The sequence below is a fragment of the Thermoleptolyngbya sp. PKUAC-SCTB121 genome (genome assembly GCF_016919485.1).
GTDB classification, from domain to species: domain Bacteria; phylum Cyanobacteriota; class Cyanobacteriia; order Elainellales; family Elainellaceae; genus Thermoleptolyngbya; species Thermoleptolyngbya sichuanensis.
In genome coordinates this window covers 4,811,148-4,827,956 of record NZ_CP070366.1, presented here as the reverse complement: position 1 = coordinate 4,827,956, position 16,809 = coordinate 4,811,148, and the positions used below count along the sequence as shown (strand labels likewise).

The following is a 16,809-nucleotide window of genomic DNA, read 5'->3' as shown; positions in this document are numbered from 1 at the left end:
AAGATTTGTCCAAAGATTTGTCCCTGATTTGTCCCTGATATGATTAGGACTCCGGTGAAGGGAACCCATCATGGCAAAAGTCATTGCAGTCACCGACGCGGTTAAAAGCTTATCTGAAGTGGAAGCTCGGTTTGGATTACGCCGGGTGGAAGATGAGCAATTTTTTACCGAATGGCAGCAGGATTTGCCGGAGTTGAATGATGCTGAACGGGCAAGGCTGCAAGTTTTGCGTCAACGGTTACTTTATCATCGGGCTGAAGGGGATTTGCTGGGAGGCTCGGTGATGCTGCTGGTGGCTTCGCCTCTTCTGGAGCAGACCGGCTTCTACGACCCGCCCTTTCGGATGCAGGCAGAGACAGGCGTGGAAGTGACGGTTATAGATGGCGAAGAAATTTTGCGGGGGCGCATTGATGTTTTGATTATGCAGCGGCAGTTTTGGGCGCTGGTCTTGGAATCGAAGAAAACGACAATCTCAACGCGATCGGCCTTGCCCCAGGCATTAGCCTACATGATGGCAACCCCTGAGTCAGACCAGCCCCAGTACGGAATGTTGACCAATGGGGATGATGTGCTGTTTATCAAGCTAGTGCTGCGACCAGAAAAACAGTACAGTTTGTCGCGGGTCTTTTCGCTCTATACGCTCACTTAAGAGTGGCAGGGGGCATTACAGGTACTAAAGAAGCTAGCGCGGATGATGGAGTCGGCCCAAGGGACTTCTGGTTGATGAGCTTGCAGGGTTGAAGAGAGCGAGCGGGAAGCCTCCCCAATCACTTGCAAGTTTTGAGTCAAGTTTTGAGTGAACCAAGCTTGAATTAATTCATTTTGTTCAAATGCTTGCCTGCCCTGTGCAGCATAGCAATCAATCCGGGCGATCGCCCCCATGATTGTCTAATTCTTCAACACGACTTTCATCACTTCATACAGCACCCGCGACAGTTCCCGGCGGCGCAGGGATTGGCGGTCGATGGGCGTGCGGGCAAAGGCCCGGTCATAGGCATCGGGTGCGGCTTTTTTCACCAAGAAGGACAACTGCTCGCGGGTAATGGGCGACTCTGGCGCAAAGCGGCCGCGGCCGACTCCGGCGATCAGTCCGGCTGCGGCCAGCGCCTCGATATAGGGATGGGCCCAGTGGTTTTTGGGCACGTCGGAAAAGGTGGGCTGGTGGGGCGTGGTGGGCGACAGGTTGAGCAGCTTCACCATTGCGGTAGAAACGACGGCGCGGGTGACGGTGTTTTCGGGGCGGAAATGCAGATCGGTGGTGGTTTCGCTGCGGACGATGCCTGCGGTCGCCATCACCTGGATCGGCTCGAAGTCGGGGTCGCTGTGGGATACATCGTCAAACCAGAAGATAGGAATGCCGTTGCGGGTGATCAGCCCTTGCAGCTTGCGGAGGAGGGGTTCTTGCAGGGCGATCGCCCTCGGCTGCACTCCCGCCCACACGGCCAGCGCCGCCAGATAGCCGCTGGCTTCCCCGATCGCCCATTCCACCGGATGCATTCGGTAGGCGGCGTTGGTGATGTGGGTCGTGCCGAGGCTTTTGGAGGACAGCACCAGCCCGTCGGTGTCCAGGGGAACAAGCGACCCCACGGGCAGCGTAAAGGGCAGCGCAATTACCTTGTCTCCGGGCAGGCTGGCGTGGCCCTGGCGATCGTTGCCGTGCAGGTCGAGATAGTGATATTGCCCAATGCCCACGCTGTCGGCAAAGCAGCGGGCCCGCGCCTGGTTGGGGAAAAAGGCCTTGGCCACGTCTTCGTGGAGGATGGGGGTGAGGGCGATACCGCGCCGCGCCTCGCGGATGTAGGGTTCCAGGGCGATGCCGTCGGCGGTCCAGGTGAGGTCGCCCCGGGGTTTTAGCGGAATGCCCCGCTGCTGCAAATAGTGGACGTAGGCCCGAGCGCGATCGCGCCCTTGTTTTAGATGCAGCTTGCGTTCCTCCCGACTCACGCCGACCAGTTCCCCCACGCGATAGTCGTTGCCGCAGAGCATGGGCCCGCCCTCGCCGTGCTGATGCTGGCCCCAGTTCAGCACCGACACGTCCCCCGGCTTTACCAGCTTCTCTTGGGTAGACACGCGAATCAGGCGGCGATAGCGGAAAATCCCAAAGGGATGCAAAAAGGGGCGCGGCTGTGGCTCCCACTGACCGCCAGATTTCGTCCAAAAATCGGCTTCAAAATCTGCCGCCAGCAGCCAGGGGGCGACGTTGTATCCTGGCGGTGCGCCAATGGGTTTGCCTTTGCCCGGTTCCGCCAGTTCGATCACCGCGCCGTAGGTAAAGGACTGCTGACATTCCGGCAGGGGATGTTTGGGAAGCGCCTGTTCGCCGGTTTCTTCGCGGGTTTCCTGCCCCACGCGGGAGGGAATATTGCCGACTTCCAGCAAATCCCCCAAATCGGTTGCCTCAATGGTGATCTGCGCCGAAATCGTGAAGCGATGCCCCCGCTGGAGGTCTTGAAACACAACCCCCGTGACGCGCCGCCGCCCGCCGGGGGGAGTGACAAACCGCACCTCGACGGGTTCTGCAAAGGGAATGAAGCGGAGGGTACCCCGTTCCAAGCAGGGGGCGATCGCCTCGTTTAGGGCTATGGCGGATACGACGGGACTGGTGCAAATCGGGCTGACCCAGCCGCCGCCGGGGTTTTGCAGCACCTCCCCCTGCACGGGTTGGAGCTGTCGCTGGCGATCGCGAAACCAGCGCTGCAACGGCGAAATCGCAAATTCTTCCCCTGCCCGATGAAATGCGCCCGCCCGCTCTTTGAGCAAATCGCCATCGTCCGACGCGGGCAGCGCCTGCACGGTGAACTGTCCCCCCAAGATTTGCGTCGGCTGCACCAGGCACACCGACAGATTGGCCCGCGCCGCCACCAGCGCCGCCGTATAGGCCGCCGTCGATCCCCCCACCACGAGAATGGCGCAGGAAAGTTCGCTGTTTGGCGTTGGGCGGGTAAAGGCGCGGTCTTCAAAAATGCCGTTGTGCTGGCGCAGGGGGGCGGTGAGCATGGGTGGGTTGGTAGGGGCGGTGCTATTTAATCATCTCACTCCCGCCCCTCAACCCGCCAAAACCTCAACAGGACTTATGCACTAGCCATCCGTGTTCTGGACTTTGGCGGATTTCTCGCGGATGCAGCCCGTGAGAAATCTGCCAACTGCCTCAATCCTGCTCAACCTAAAATAGAGGCATTGCCACACCGTCGCGCCGCTGAGTATTTTGCATGTACGCTGATTCTGAGTTTGATTCTGAGTTTGATTCGGATGTTTCATGGTCTGGTAATGATTTGGCTCGGTTAACGCCAGCGGAGTGTGGGCAGCGGCTGAGTGAGGCGGCGTTGCCAGAGGCAGAGCGGGCAGGGCTGCTGTGTCGGCTGGGCTGGTGGCAGTTGCGAGATGGGCAGATCGAAGCGGCGATCGCCCAGTTTGACCAGGCGTTGCTGCTGTGGCCAGACTTGGTGGCGGCCTATCACGGGCGGGGGCGGGCGCTGGATGGGCTGGGGCGATTTAAGGAGGCGCTGGCAAATTTTGACCAAGCGATCAAGCTGGCGGCCAAACCGAGGGCAAGGCTGTGGCGCGATCGCGGCTGTACGCTCCGCAGTCTGGGGCGCTATGGCGAGGCGCTGGCCAGCTTTGGCAACGCATTGGAACAACAGCCCCAGGATGCCCTATCGATGAGCGCGAAGGGGTCTTTGCTGGCGGTGCTGCGGCGACAAAAGCAAGCGGCGATGCAGCTTTGCGATCGTGCCTTGCAGCTTGACCCAAACCTGCCAGAAGCGTGGAACAGTAAGGGTGTGGTGCATTCGGTGGCGGGGCAATATGCCGAGGCGCAGCAGTGCTATGAGCGGGCGATCGCCCTCGACAGCAGGCTAGACCGGGCCTGGAGCAACCGGGGGATTGCGATGCTGCGGCAAGATCGGGTGCTGGAGGCGATCGCCAATTTTGAGCAGGCCCTCTCGCTGGCTCCGCATCGGCAGGAGGCGTGGAAAGCGGCTGCTTGGGCGCATCACGGGCGGGCGCTGATGCGGCTGGGGCGCTATGAGCGGGCGATCGCCAGTTGCGAAGAGGCACTGCGGCTGCAACCGGGCTATGCTCCGGCGGCGCTGAATCGGCTGCTGAGCCTGGGCATGGCGGGGCAGTTGTGGATGCACCTGCGGCGGGGGGAAACGCGCTGGCCCCTGCTGCACAATGTGGGCGCAGTGCTGAATGCGGCCAAGCTGCGGCTGCTGATTGTGACGGCGGCGGTGCTGCTGCTGGCGCTGGGGCAGGGGCCGGCGGCGGAGTTGCTGCGGCAGGGGGTGTCGGTGCTGCTATCGCTGGGCGTGCTGGGGCTGATTGTGGCCGATCTGTGGCGGCATCGGTCGCGGCTGGGCTTCGTCTGGCAGACCTACTTTGGCACCCACTGGCTGACCTATGGGCGGGCGCTGGGCATCGTCGTGGCAACGCTGGTGACCTATTCGATTGCCGATGCGATCGCCCCGCCGATTTTGCGTCTGGGCTGGTCGGATCTGGTGTTTGGGCGACCCGGCAACGTCATGTTTCAGCCGTTTAACCTGATCAAAGATGCCGCCCCTGCGCCATCCCCTGTGCCAGACCTCCCTACCCCGCCGATGCCAGGATTGGAGCCGCCGCCTGTGCCAGAAGCAGTATCCCATTTCAACTGGGCGACGCTGCTGATTCTGCTGTTTTGGCTGGCGCTGCTGCTGGGCATTCCCTTTTGGGCGCGGCTGGAGGAGCGGCTGTTTCGGCGCGGGGCCAACACCTGGCGGCAAATCGGCGTGCGTTCCACCTGGTTTGGGCTGGCGCACCTGCTGGCGGGAATCCCCCTAATCGGCGGGATCGTGCTGATTTTGCCGGGGTTCCTGTTTGCCTGCCGCTATAAGTATGTGCGCGATCGCCATTTGCGGCAAACGGGCAACGCCTTCCAGTCCGAAGAAGCAGGCGTGCAAGCCAGCACCGCCGACCACGCCGCCTACAACGCCATCCTGATCACGCTAGCCGCCGCCGTAATGATTTTTCTTTAGCAATAAAGCTTTTCGATTTTCAGGTTTTGATTGATGCGATCGATGCGGTCAGGTTTGTCTAATCTATTGAATCGGGCACCCTGGTTGACTGACAAAACTCGAATCACCCTCGCCCCAACCCCTCTCTCAAAGCGGGAGAGGGGCTTCAAACCCAGTTCTAAACTCCGGCTCCCCTTCTCCCTTTTTGGGAGAAGGGGTTGGGGGATGAGGGAAAAAGATTTGTCAGTCAACCAGATCGGGCACCACTTTCCCAATCTAAGATAATCTATAATCTGCCTCTGCTATGGAAGAGGATGCCAGTGGGCGGGATCAAACATGGGAGGACGTAGTTTTTCATTCATCAGATCGCTCCTTAGATAAACCAAGTCACACTGCCACAAAACTTGTCCATACATAACTCGATCCACAATATCAATCAGCTCAAACCCGTATTCCTCAAGAATCTTTCCCCTAGCCGTCAATGCAGCCCAATGTGCCTCCACAATCACAACGGAGGCATTACTGATGCAGCCAGAGGCTCCTTTAAGAACTTCCAAATCTTTTCCGTCAACATCAACCTTGAGCAAGTAATCCTTTTCAAGTAAATCGGAGTATGAGTCAAGTCTGTCTACCTTGATCTCCTCACAGGAAACAATTTCTTGCCCATCCGGTATTACTGGTACTTCGCTGATTCTTGCATGAGTAGCAACTCCATCCTTCAAGAGCGCCGTCTGAATAAGCCAGGCAGATCCTATTTCATCTGACAATGCAATAGGGTAAAGCGTATTGCTGATGGCGGAATAGTTCTTCTCTATATCTCCATACCACAAGGAAACAGGCTCAAATAGATGGTGATGTCTTTCCCGAAGTGGCTCCATCAATTCTGGAGTACCTCTTTGAACACCCACATCAACCACTGCATTGATAGGAACGCCTAACGCAAGCAGCGAAATCACCCTATCTTTCTTGTTAGCGACTAGCTGCTGAACAGGAAATGTTTGAGAGGTTACTTGAGACACTGTAGATCCTTGAGCAGAAGCTCTTTGAGCAGAATCAGCGTCAGCAAGCACCTCTTGAACAGACTCAGCTCGACGGAGAATTGATCTTAAGCTTCTGAGCATATTTTCTAAACCTACAGACTCAAGTTCATCAGAGCTAATTTGTAAAGGAGCCTGAAAGCCTTGTTAATCAAGGATTTCCGAGAAACCGCTTTTCCTGGGCAAACATGACCTCAAAGCCACACATGCCAAGAGTTTCAGGCTTCTTAAGATTTGCTTCATAAATCAGCTCTCAAGTTTGGTCACAAAATTGCTTTAAACCCTACCCATGTCATGACTTTTTTCCGAACTCTTCTCAAGCCGATCAATCCTATCTTGGAGGGCGCTAACTTGCTCTCTCATATCACGAATTTGAGATATGGCATTGCTCAGCAACTCATGCTGAGCCATCCCTTGGCGGTGAATTGTATTGATCTGATGTAAAAGCGTTGTTTGAAAATCTTGATTAAGCTTTTCCTGGCGCTGCATCGCGTCTACTAAAAACACTGAAGACCTTAATAGGGCAGTCTCATTTTCAGAGGCGGCAGAAGAAACCTGCTCAAACTGCTCAACCTTCGATTGAATCTGATCTAATTTGTTTAGAATTAGGTCTTTAATCGTTTTTAGTCTACCAACTACCATTGCTTCCTCCGTACCTCTAAGAACCCGTCAATTGAATCTGGAACTTGTACTAGAACTGCTTTCCAAGCCGTCTTGGATTGATTTGGCAATAATAAACCCAATTATCTATTGGCAAGCGTTCAAAAGTTCTTGATTCAAACTCAGCATAGTTTCTCCAGGACTCATACAAGCTAGAGATGAGTGCCTGATTGCTAGAACCAAACGTGTACTCTGCAAAATAGGCGTACATTTTATCTTGGGGAATTGTGGAACCGTTATAACGCTGATGCAACTTAGCAATCTCAGGAAGTCCTACAGTTTCCCAGCGGGACTTTGTTTTCTGATCGGGATAGTATCGAAAGAAGCCAAATGTCTCAGGTGCGGCGTAAAATCGAGCATCATGCTCCAGAAACCTAAACCAAAGCTCATAATCCATCGCGAAATCGAACTCTTCGTTTATCCACTCGCCTGCTTTCCTAAAGATATCTCTCCCCCAAAAGACACACTCTTGAGGGATATAGTCTGTCCAAACTAGATACTCTTTTGAATACTCCCTGTAAGGATGAAAATTTGTTTGATAGCCATCTTCTGAAATGAACTTCCGACAACCATAAACAACATCTGCTTTGGTTTCCTGAAAGTGCTTGATGGCTGTAGAAACAACATTTTCATCTGCGTATACATCATCAGAATTCAGATAGGCTAGGACATCCCCTGTAGCCAATCTAAATCCCTTGTTTAGAGCATCGGACTGACCCCGATCTGGCTCAATGATTAGGTGATCAATAAAATCCCTGTAGTATTCCAGAATTTTAATGGTTTCATCGCTGGAGTTTCCATCAACCACGATGTACTCTATGTCGGGATAATTTTGGCATAGGACACTAAGCAGAGTCTTCTCAATAAATTTCCCTTGATTATACGAAGGGGTGATAATGCTAACCTTCATGTTAAGCCTTGACTCTGTGGGTTTTCTGTAATCCTATTGCCGCCTCAACTAAGTACACCCCAAACAGGAGGAATTAATACATAAAACGTTTCTTTAGGTCATCTAAATCTTGCTTCATCGCAAGCAACTCGTCATGGACAGTCAGCGTATACTTTGCCTGATAGTCAACATAGTATCGATGTAAACGCTGGACTTCATTGATTAGTTCGCCAAACATCTTGCTATATATCATCTCGCCTTCGTAGTAAGAAGGTAAAGCAGGAGATGATTCACCCAGGCGAAACTCTTCATCCTTAGAGCGAACTGAGGGTTTTATAAAGGCTTTCTCGTCTAGAAGAATATCACTGGTTTCTGAGGGGATCAGTCCTTCGCGAACGAAGACAATATCTTTTTGGAGCAAGGCTCCATCAACGGGCGATCGCCATTCTCCAGCATCATCATAGTAGCGAAATCCTAAGTCGGAAATAATGCCTACCATCTCTGCGAGGGTTCTAGCGTCAGCATCATACTGAACGAGGGATAACTCTACAACCAGAATATCGACCTTGGACAAAAACTGGGCTGCTCCTTCTAGAACCAAATGTTCAGCACACTGAACATCAATTTTTAGAACACCCCGTCCTTCAATCGACAGTTCCTCAGAGACTTGATCAAGGGTTTTCACTTCGACTTCCACAGATTCGTATGAACGGAAGTCAGCAGGTTTTAGCAAAGAACTACCATAGAGATCTTGAGATACTTGCAGGTGCGTTTTTCCAGACTGATTGGAAATTGCTGCTTCTACCAAATCATGATGTCTTAATGATCCAGCGAACTGACGCAATAAGTTGGCATCATGTTTTGCCAACAGTGGATCAATGAGGACGTAGCGAACGCTGGGATATAGCTTACTGATGGTGAATGACCAAACACCAACAGAACAGCCCACGTCAATGATGAAATCAGGTTCATACCCTCGCCGCTTTAGCCGACGAAATGAATTGAATGATGGAACAAACTCCGGAAACAAATCGCGTGGTGTCGGCGGTTCAATGAAATAAAGCAGGTCGCTAGGGCGGTGCGGGCAGAGTTCCTCAAATCTAAAGTCGATTGGCTGTCCTGCTTCTAGAGATTTCCATAACCAGGTGTCAAATTTCTTATCTGAAAATGCGTCAGCTAGCATAGCAGCCCGCTGCCGCATTTCACGCTGATTGTCGGGAGCAGTAACGTACTCCACAGCTTGATTGAAGCTAGCAGGATCGTAATCTGAAACTACTCCTATGCCGAAGCGCTCAATGAACTTAGCGGCTGCGGTTTTTGGGCTACCTACCACAATCATCGGAATATTTGTGGTGGCCAGTAGGTAAGGAATGCGACTAGGCAGGCTGAGATACCCAACGGGAAGATGTTCATCTTCTTGATCGAGTGTGCTGGAGGGAATTACGGCGTAGGGGTATTGCCGCAGCTTTTGCACGAATTCAAACTCATCTTCAATGAAGTTTTGCTCACGAAGAATGCCTTGTTGCAGAAAAGCTTGTTTATCAGCAAGCCATTCAAAATCTTGAACCTGCCCGCTGCGGAACCAATCAATGTGATGCGGGAAACCAGTCAGCAGCTTTTGCAGGTTGTTGAACCATCGCTCATTCCAGACATTCCCAATTAGTACGCCCGTCTTGTCATTGCTTTTGTCATCGGCGGCGGGCTTGAAGTAGTTCTGAATTAGATCACTGGGTACAACGGGTGGAACGAACCAAAACTTTAGGCGATAGCGCTGTTCGTAAGCATCTCTCATTTCAGGAGAAACGGCTAAACGAAGTGAGGACTTTTCTAATAGCTCGCGCATCAAGCCATCTGGAATATTCTTAACGTATATGTTCTGATCGTCCAGAATGTAAGTGCAAAGTGGGACATTGAATATTTCCTTAAGGGCGATCGCCGTAATCAGGTCATCTTTGAAGAAGGGGATGCAGAGAATTCGACGAATGGTTACGTCCTCTAGCTGCTTCAATAGCTTCTTGAAAGACTCTGGTCGAGAACAGCCTCGATGAGAAATTGACAAGCTGAGATCCCCAAACTGATGATCGCCAGGGTAGGTATCCGCAGAGCGAATTGAGATTGTATTCGCCCCTGTGCCAAAGATTCGCTTTACGAGAAGGCCTGTACCGTGTCGAGTATTGATCTCGTTTGGTGTGATAACAACATCCGCTTTTGTCAGCGTTTTGCCCTTAGGAAATGCAGAGTAACCAGTTAGTAAAGTCTCTAAGCGTCGGCGAAGTTTAGCCTGTTTTGCTGGAAAATTAACCTTCTTCTGCATCTCAAACTGCCGCCTTGCGGAATCCTAAATCTGCGATCGCCCAAGATTCGCCTTGATTCGCTCCGTCCTGGCTTACGCACTTAGACTAGTATCGCACAGAATGGCATCAACCATACCCCGTACTACGTCTTTCATCTTTCGCTGGGCCAGCCAGCCTAACTTTTCATGAGCCTTTTGGGGACTGCCTCGGTTGACGGCAATTTCAGACGGTCGAAACAAGGACTTGTCGATTTCAATGTAAGCCGTCCAATCTAATCCCACATAGGCAAAGACTTCGGCCACAAAATCTTCCAGACAATGGGTTTCACCTGTAGCAATCACATAATCCTCAGGCTGTGGAGCCTGCAACATTAGATACATTGCTTCGACATACTCTGCTGCCCATCCCCAGTCCCGCCGAATTGAGATATCGCCCAGGTACAGTCGCTCTGCACGACCTTTTGAGATTTCGATCGCAGTGGTCACCACTTTTTGAGTGACAAAGCGCCTGGGACGGAGCGGAGATTCGTGGTTGAACAAAATGCCAGAGCAGGCGAAGAGATTGTAGGCCTCTCGGTAGTTGGCAACCTGCCAGTGGGCAGCGGCCTTGGCAACGGCGTAGGGACTGCGTGGAGAAAAGGCAGTGGTTTCATCGGCTGTGCGATCGCCCGTGTTGCCAAAGCATTCACTAGAGCCAGCGTTGTAGAACTTGATGGGGGCATTGATAAAGCGAATCGCCTCTAGCAGATTGAGCGTGCCTAGGGTGATGCTTTCCATCGTTTCTACGGGCTGCTCAAACGACAGCCCAACGGAGGTCTGCCCAGCCAGATTGTAGATTTCGTCGGGTTTGACCCGATGAATCACTTGCAGGACGCTGCGGAAGTCATTAAGCGCCATTGAGTGCAGCACCAGGCGATCGCGGATGTCCAGCCGATCCAAGTTTTTAAACGACGAAACCTGGGCATCGCGGGAGGTTCCATGAACTGTGTAACCCTTTTCGAGCAAAAACCTCGCCAGGTATGCTCCGTCTTGTCCCGAAACGCCGCAAATCAGCGCCGTTTTCATAGCCGCTATGGATTCAAACGCAACCGGTTTTTCAAAGAAACCCATGCTGTGCGGAGCTTCCAAAACTTGCTGCTTTGCATAGATTCGATCTGTTGCTGCAAGTTGCTGATCTTGAGCTTTGTTTTTTGCAGGCGATCGCGCAACTTCTGCTTATCCCCTTTGAGTTGCTCAATCCGAGATTGCCGCTCAGCTAGTTGTGATTGTAGCTGTTCTGCGTGCGATCGCAATTGTAGGGCTTGCACCTCTAGAGTCTTGGCGTAAGACTGAACCTGTTCTAGGGAGAGATACACTTCCTGAAGTTGTTTGTTCAGTTCTTGGATCTGTTCCTGCTGGTGTTGGATTTGTTCCTGCTGGTGTTGGATCTGTTCCTGCTGGTGTTGGATTTGTTCCTGCTGATACTTTTGAAATTGATCTTGTCTTTGGAATAAGCTTTGATACTCATAATTTAAAGACAAGAAGCGCTCACGCGACATAGTAACAGAATGGTCACGCGCCTCAATAATTTTCCAGAGATTGCTAATACATGAATATGAAAAATCTGTATCTAGATTGTTATCCATAACCTAATAGTCTGTTTGCTTCTACACAAGACTCATTTTTCTGGGTGTCAACATAGTATTCGGAATCAGTATAACTTTTTAGTCGTGTGATAACATCCAGATTAAATCCCCTAGACCCAACAGCAGGTTGACTATCACCTGTACACTGCCTGAAGTATTTAAACTTTTCCAAGAAACTCGCACTGTACTGAATCTCTAAGCACTCACACAATTCTTTAATCTGAGCCTCTGGCTCCTCACAAATATCTTCGTAGTGAAAAATTCGATGTTTGCAAACAGACTTTGCGTAACGTAAATAGCGTATGCCAAAATCTTCAGCACTTAAGAAACGGAAGCTTTCTGGCACTTTTTCTGCAAAGGATTTAATAATTGATGTATAGACATCTTCTGCTCTCCTAGTAATTACCGCAGAGCAGCATTCAAAATCGCCATGCGATAAGTAGACCTCCTGCTCCAGAACATAGCTAGGAGTGAGAATATCTTGAACAAGGAGATCCCCCAGAAAATTGACAGATGGCCAGTCTCGAATAATAAGATTCAACTGACGTTCATGAGCTTTTTGAGAAAAGTATCTAATCTTTTGGATGTATGTTTGTGACCTTAGAACATCAACTTCTTCGTCCGAAATTAACTTCCACCATTCATGAGCCTGTTGCTCAGGAGGAACAACAGAAGCATGAGGATTAACCTCGGACAGAACCAAGTTTCCGGGAATACAACCAATGCATCTATTAATCAAGGTTCCACCGGAGCGGGCAAAAGCGTAGAACACCGCAAGCTTCATAGATACATCCCACAACGTTTGGTCGTCAAACTTGACAAAAATCGCTTAATCTTCCAAAACTTGCTGCTTTCCATCTGCTTAATTCTGTTCTCTAGAATCCTCAAATTTTGAACAGTTTCGCATAATTGACGTTCCTGCTCCGAAACTCTGGCTTTCAATCTCTTGACTGCGGAAGACTTTCTCTTGATAACTGATTTTGCAGTAGCCAGTTTCTCCTGAGTGTGCGAAAGTTCTTGACTGATTTCCGCAAGACAAGAATTCCTGAGAGACAGTTCTTGTTTAGTAGAAGACAGTTCTTGTTTGGTAGAAGACAGTTCACCTTCAATAGAACTGATCCTCGTCTCGGCGGCACACAGATCAGAATAGACTTCAGATGAAAGCCGTTGATAAAAACACAAATTTTGCCAAGTTAATTCATCCCTCGACTTGTAGCCTAGTTTTTCTGGCAATCCTCCTGCAACATTTTGAAGCTCTTCCAGGATCTCGTCATCCAGGAAATTAATCCAGTCCCCTTCTATGCCTTTCCTGAGATGCGCCTGAAGATCTTGAAGCCCTTTTTTTCGACCTGTCAGACTCTCAAATCTATACTCCTCCAGAACCTCTCTTAAAGTATTTTCGGGCGCATCTATTCCGAAGCCTCTGAAAAGATCCATGAAAACTTTGACATTATTCTTTGATGTCAAGTCTTCATATTTAATGAGAACAATATTCTTGTCCTTTGAGGATGCATTAATCCACGAGCGAATTGACTCAAATAAATCAAAACTATCCAATAATCGAATACTCTGTTTTAGTCCTTCTTTTTCAGGCTTTGAGTTAAGCAATTCCCTAATCAATGACACATCATCTACAATTGCCTGATGCGAATATTTCATAGAGAAGTACCAAGAAACGAGCATATCTCTCGGATCTCTCGTCACAAAAAAGGCAAAAGATGGGGAATGTGCCATTGCTCTGGCCCTGCAAAAGCTCTCATAGTCTACGTAGAGCGGTGTGATCACCGTATTGTCTGGAAATGGCTCATTAAAAACTTTCTCAGTCGGCTTCTGAACACCATATTTTAAGAGTAATTCATCTTCATAAAAATATGGCTGCAACCCTGAAAACTCTTGTACCCTGGAGTCTGAAAAGATAGCACGAACCCATTGGCTTGCAGTTTTATGGGTGCAACAATGAAAAATGTTCATGCTTTAACTCCTCTCTCTAACACCGTACTAATCAGAACTAATCAGATCTGGTACGGCTACAACTGTGTCTTGTCCCTGGTTGACTGACACAAGTCCCGAAAGCCCAGAAAATTCGTTGTCTTGGGATCGAAGCCCATAGCTCCTGAGTTGGAGCCGGAGGGCTTGGTCAGAGGAGCTTTTGGGCCAGCGTCCCCTACGAGAAATCAGGGGTTTCCAGAGATGTGTCAGGCAGTCAGGGCGATCCCTCCAGCGCGATCGCCATTCTGTCTGGTATGACGTAGCAATGCATACTATAGCCTTACAGGCTACCAAGTCATGGGATGCTTTTGTGCAAGAAATTTCATTTTCTAGAACGCGAACTTTACAAAGCTGGGTGGCTCTACCCAACCAGGTTGTATTTCAAAATGCAGTAAATGGCGCGGAAGCCGTCTTTCCAGCCGATTTTCTTGCCTTCTTTGTAGGTGCGGCCGTAATAGGAAATGCCCACCTCATAGATGCGGCAGCCTGCCTTGGCGACCTTGGCGGTGATTTCTGGCTCAAAGCCAAAGCGGTTTTCCTGAATGCGGATAGACTGGATTACCTCGCGGCGAAAGGCTTTGTAGCAGGTTTCCATATCGCTGAGGTTGATATTGGTCAGCATGTTCGACAGCAGCGTTAGGAACTTGTTGCCCACCATGTGCCAAAAGTAGACCACGCGGTGGGGGCGGCCGCCCATAAAGCGAGAGCCAAACACCACATCGGCTTTGTCATTGAGAATCGGCTCTATCAACAGGGGAAACTCCTGGGGGTCATACTCCAGGTCGGCATCTTGCACAATGACGACATCGCCCGTTGCCGCCGCAAAGCCCGTCCGCAGGGCGGCTCCCTTGCCGCGATTTTTGGGATGATAAATCACCTGGTCTACTAGCGGCTCGATTTGAGATTGCAGCAGTTCGCGGGTGCCGTCGGTCGAGCAGTCATCAACGATGATGATTTCGAGATCTTGGACGGGCGATCGCCTCACAGCCTCCACCACCTGCCCAATTGTTCCCAATTCGTTGTAGCAGGGCACCACAACCGAAAGTTTCATGCAGTTTGCCCTCCCTCCTCAAACACTTGACCCTGCTCTATGCAGACACGCTCATGCGAACAAGCCCATGCAGGCAAAATGCGTACTCGTCCACAATCACTCGTCCGCAGTCGAATATCTGACTATAAGTACCATAAAGCGGGGACTCAGTGTTGCTAAATTTTGCACGGTTGGGTTCAGAGTGGCAGACTGGAGGGCGATCGCGCTTCGTCGCTCAGGAAAACACCTGTCGGGCGATCGCCAAAAAAGCATCTGCTTGGGCAATTAGCATCTGAGCGTCTTGTTTCGAGAGATTAGGATAAATGTCGTAATCGGCACGAGTGCGAAGGGCTTGGGCATCAATCAACTGGCGGTGTAAATCGAGCGGCACTTTTCCTGGGCGAGCGAGATACTGACCAAAGGCGCTAATCACAGCAGCATGGCTAGAGAAAGAGAGTCCCTTTTTGTCCAAGAGCGCCTCAGCGACGTAAAACAGGGCATAGTACGCACGGAAAACAGCAAAATCGTAAACCCATTGCCGATTTCTCAGCGTGCCGATTTCTCAGAATGCAAGCCGAGCCAAACGCCTCAGCGCATATCATAGCCAAACAGATTGGGGTCTACCTCTTCCAGATTCAGGTCAGCGAGGCCATATTCAGCCCAGCGGCGCGACACCAAATCCGCCGTGTCGGGGTCGGGGTCTAGCTGCTTACCCCAGGGGCGATCGCTCTCTGGGTAGATCTTGGTGGTCGCGTCGATGCCCATTTTGCTGCCCAGACCCGGGCGCTCGGTGGCAAAGTCCAGCGAGTCGAAGGGGTTATCCGGCAGAATGAACACATCCCGCGCTGGGTCCACCTTTGACGTAATCGACCAGACCACCTGGCGCGGATCGCGGACATTGATATCTTTGTCCACCACCACCACAAATTTCGTATAGCTAAACTGCGGCAGCGCACTCCAAAACGCCAGCGCCGCCCGCCGCGCCTGCCCCGGATAGGATTTGTCAATCGACAGCACGGCCACCTTATAGCTCAAGCCCTCCATCGGCAAGAAAAAGTCCACAATTTCCGGCACCTGTTGGCGCAAAATGGGCGTATAAATCCGGTTTAGCGCCAGTGCCATCATTGCGTCTTCCTTGGGCGGGCGACCGCTGAAGGCGGTGAGATAAATCGGATTTTTGCGGTGGGTCATGCAGTGGAAGCGGATCAGCGGGCCGTTGGGGTTTGCAGGGCCGTAGTAGCCCATGTGGTCGCCTGCCGGGCCGTCCATCGCCACCTCGCCGGGAGTAATCGTACCCTCCAGCACAAATTCTGAATCGGCGGGCACTTCCAAGTCCACCGTCTTGCACTTGGCCAGATGCACGCCGCCGCCGCCGTAGAGGCCAGCAAAGAGCCACTCCGACATGTCGATGGGCAGGGGAGTTGCGGCCGCCATCACGAGCATCGGGTCTACCCCAAGGGCGATCGCCACCTCCAGCGTTTCGCTCCGCTCGGCCGCCTTCCGCAAATGCCGCGTTGCGCCGCGCACCGAGAGCCACTGCACCGTCATCGTGTTTTTGGATTGCAGTTGGAGGCGATATACGCCCACGTTCACAATTTTGTTTTCAGGGTCTTTGGTAATCATCAGCCCCAGCGTGATCACCTTGCCCGCGTCGCCCGGATACACCCGCAGCAGTGGCAGCTTAGTCAGATCTACCTCGTCGCCCTTCAGCACCACCTGCTGACACGGCGGCAAAAGCTCGCGCATGGGCTTGGCCTTCACCACGTCAAACAGGGCCTTGCCCAAGTCAACCGCCTGAGAAATCTTCTTGGGCGGGCGGGGTTGATACAGCAGGGCCAGCTTTTTGCCCAGCGCTTCCAGTTCTTCGGGCTGCTCCATGTTCATTGCCCAACAGACGCGCTGCACCGTACCCATCACGTTCACCGCAACGGGATACTCAGCCCCCTTCACGTTTTCAAACAGCAGGGCCGGGCCGCCGCTTTGCAGCAGGCGATTGGCAATTTCGGCAATTTCCAGTTCGGGATCAACCAGCGCCGTAATGCGCCGCAACTGCCCCCGCTGCTCTAGCTGGTTCAAAAATCCCCGCAGATCTCGCGTCATGATGAAGAACTGTAACGTGTCTCCTCTCATTATCAACGAGATTGGGGCAGTAGTTTTGCGGTGCAGAGCTGGTTGCCTGACACAAGTCCCGAAAGCCCAGAAAATTCGTTGTCTTGGGATCGAAGCCCATAGCTCCTGAGTTGGAGCCGGAGGGCTTGGTCAGAGGAGCTTTTGGGCCAGCGTCCCCTACGAGAAATC

14 protein-coding genes are annotated in these 16,809 nt (G+C 51.7%); 2 read left to right on the top strand and 12 right to left on the bottom strand.

The genetic code is table 11. The features are described 5' to 3' along the window. Positions 1-70: 70 nt before the first annotated feature. The gene (locus tag JTM80_RS19680) at positions 71-649 is read left to right on the top strand and encodes a type I restriction enzyme HsdR N-terminal domain-containing protein (RefSeq protein ID WP_172356762.1); all 579 of its coding nucleotides are present in this window, start codon (positions 71-73) and stop codon (positions 647-649) included. Between the two features lie 239 nt (positions 650-888). Here the strand turns inward: JTM80_RS19680 and JTM80_RS19675 are convergent, their stop codons facing one another. Next, on the bottom strand, positions 889-2,997 hold the full coding sequence (locus tag JTM80_RS19675; RefSeq protein ID WP_172356764.1) for an FAD-dependent oxidoreductase: 2,109 nt from the start codon (positions 2,995-2,997) through the stop codon (positions 889-891). A 212-nt stretch (positions 2,998-3,209) separates the two neighbouring features. Between JTM80_RS19675 and JTM80_RS19670 the strand changes: the two genes are divergently transcribed. Further along, a complete protein-coding gene (locus JTM80_RS19670) occupies positions 3,210-5,009 on the top strand; it encodes a tetratricopeptide repeat protein (protein WP_205370143.1) in 1,800 nt (599 codons plus the stop codon). Positions 5,010-5,290: 281 nt separating this feature from the next. Here the strand turns inward: JTM80_RS19670 and JTM80_RS19665 are convergent, their stop codons facing one another. From JTM80_RS19665 to JTM80_RS19615, 11 genes are all read right to left on the bottom strand, one after another. Further along, positions 5,291-6,058 carry an FkbM family methyltransferase gene (locus tag JTM80_RS19665; protein ID WP_205370141.1) on the bottom strand — a complete coding sequence of 256 codons (768 nt, stop codon included), beginning with the start codon at positions 6,056-6,058 and terminating at the stop codon, positions 5,291-5,293. A 243-nt stretch (positions 6,059-6,301) separates the two neighbouring features. Continuing rightward, positions 6,302-6,667: a hypothetical protein gene (locus JTM80_RS19660; protein WP_172356770.1), complete on the bottom strand. Its 366-nt coding sequence runs from the start codon at positions 6,665-6,667 to the stop codon at positions 6,302-6,304. 49 nt (positions 6,668-6,716) lie between these two features. Beyond that, positions 6,717-7,595, bottom strand: coding sequence for a glycosyltransferase family 2 protein (locus JTM80_RS19655; protein WP_172356772.1), 879 nt, complete (start codon positions 7,593-7,595; stop codon positions 6,717-6,719). A gap of 73 nt (positions 7,596-7,668) precedes the next feature. Continuing rightward, positions 7,669-9,888 carry an FkbM family methyltransferase gene (locus JTM80_RS19650; protein WP_172356774.1) on the bottom strand — a complete coding sequence of 740 codons (2,220 nt, stop codon included), beginning with the start codon at positions 9,886-9,888 and terminating at the stop codon, positions 7,669-7,671. 72 nt (positions 9,889-9,960) lie between these two features. Further along, positions 9,961-10,932 (bottom strand): GDP-mannose 4,6-dehydratase, encoded by a 972-nt coding sequence (locus JTM80_RS19645; RefSeq protein WP_172356776.1) that lies wholly within the window; start codon positions 10,930-10,932, stop codon positions 9,961-9,963. A gap of 5 nt (positions 10,933-10,937) precedes the next feature. Further along, the gene (locus tag JTM80_RS19640; protein WP_172356778.1) at positions 10,938-11,492 is read right to left on the bottom strand and encodes a hypothetical protein; all 555 of its coding nucleotides are present in this window, start codon (positions 11,490-11,492) and stop codon (positions 10,938-10,940) included. Further along, on the bottom strand, positions 11,485-12,276 hold the full coding sequence (locus tag JTM80_RS19635; protein ID WP_172356780.1) for a sulfotransferase family protein: 792 nt from the start codon (positions 12,274-12,276) through the stop codon (positions 11,485-11,487). The genes JTM80_RS19640 and JTM80_RS19635 overlap by 8 nt, the downstream gene beginning before the upstream one ends. Further along, on the bottom strand, positions 12,273-13,463 hold the full coding sequence (locus JTM80_RS19630; RefSeq protein WP_172356782.1) for a sulfotransferase domain-containing protein: 1,191 nt from the start codon (positions 13,461-13,463) through the stop codon (positions 12,273-12,275). Before JTM80_RS19630 ends, JTM80_RS19635 begins: the two co-directional genes overlap by 4 nt. 379 nt (positions 13,464-13,842) lie before the next feature. Beyond that, complete coding sequence (locus tag JTM80_RS19625; protein WP_172356784.1) at positions 13,843-14,532, bottom strand: glycosyltransferase family 2 protein; 690 nt, start codon at positions 14,530-14,532, stop codon at positions 13,843-13,845. A gap of 214 nt (positions 14,533-14,746) precedes the next feature. Beyond that, positions 14,747-14,983, bottom strand: coding sequence for a HEPN domain-containing protein (locus JTM80_RS19620; protein ID WP_255548822.1), 237 nt, complete (start codon positions 14,981-14,983; stop codon positions 14,747-14,749). A gap of 116 nt (positions 14,984-15,099) precedes the next feature. Then, complete coding sequence (locus JTM80_RS19615; protein ID WP_205370139.1) at positions 15,100-16,611, bottom strand: UbiD family decarboxylase; 1,512 nt, start codon at positions 16,609-16,611, stop codon at positions 15,100-15,102. Positions 16,612-16,809 lie beyond the last annotated feature (198 nt).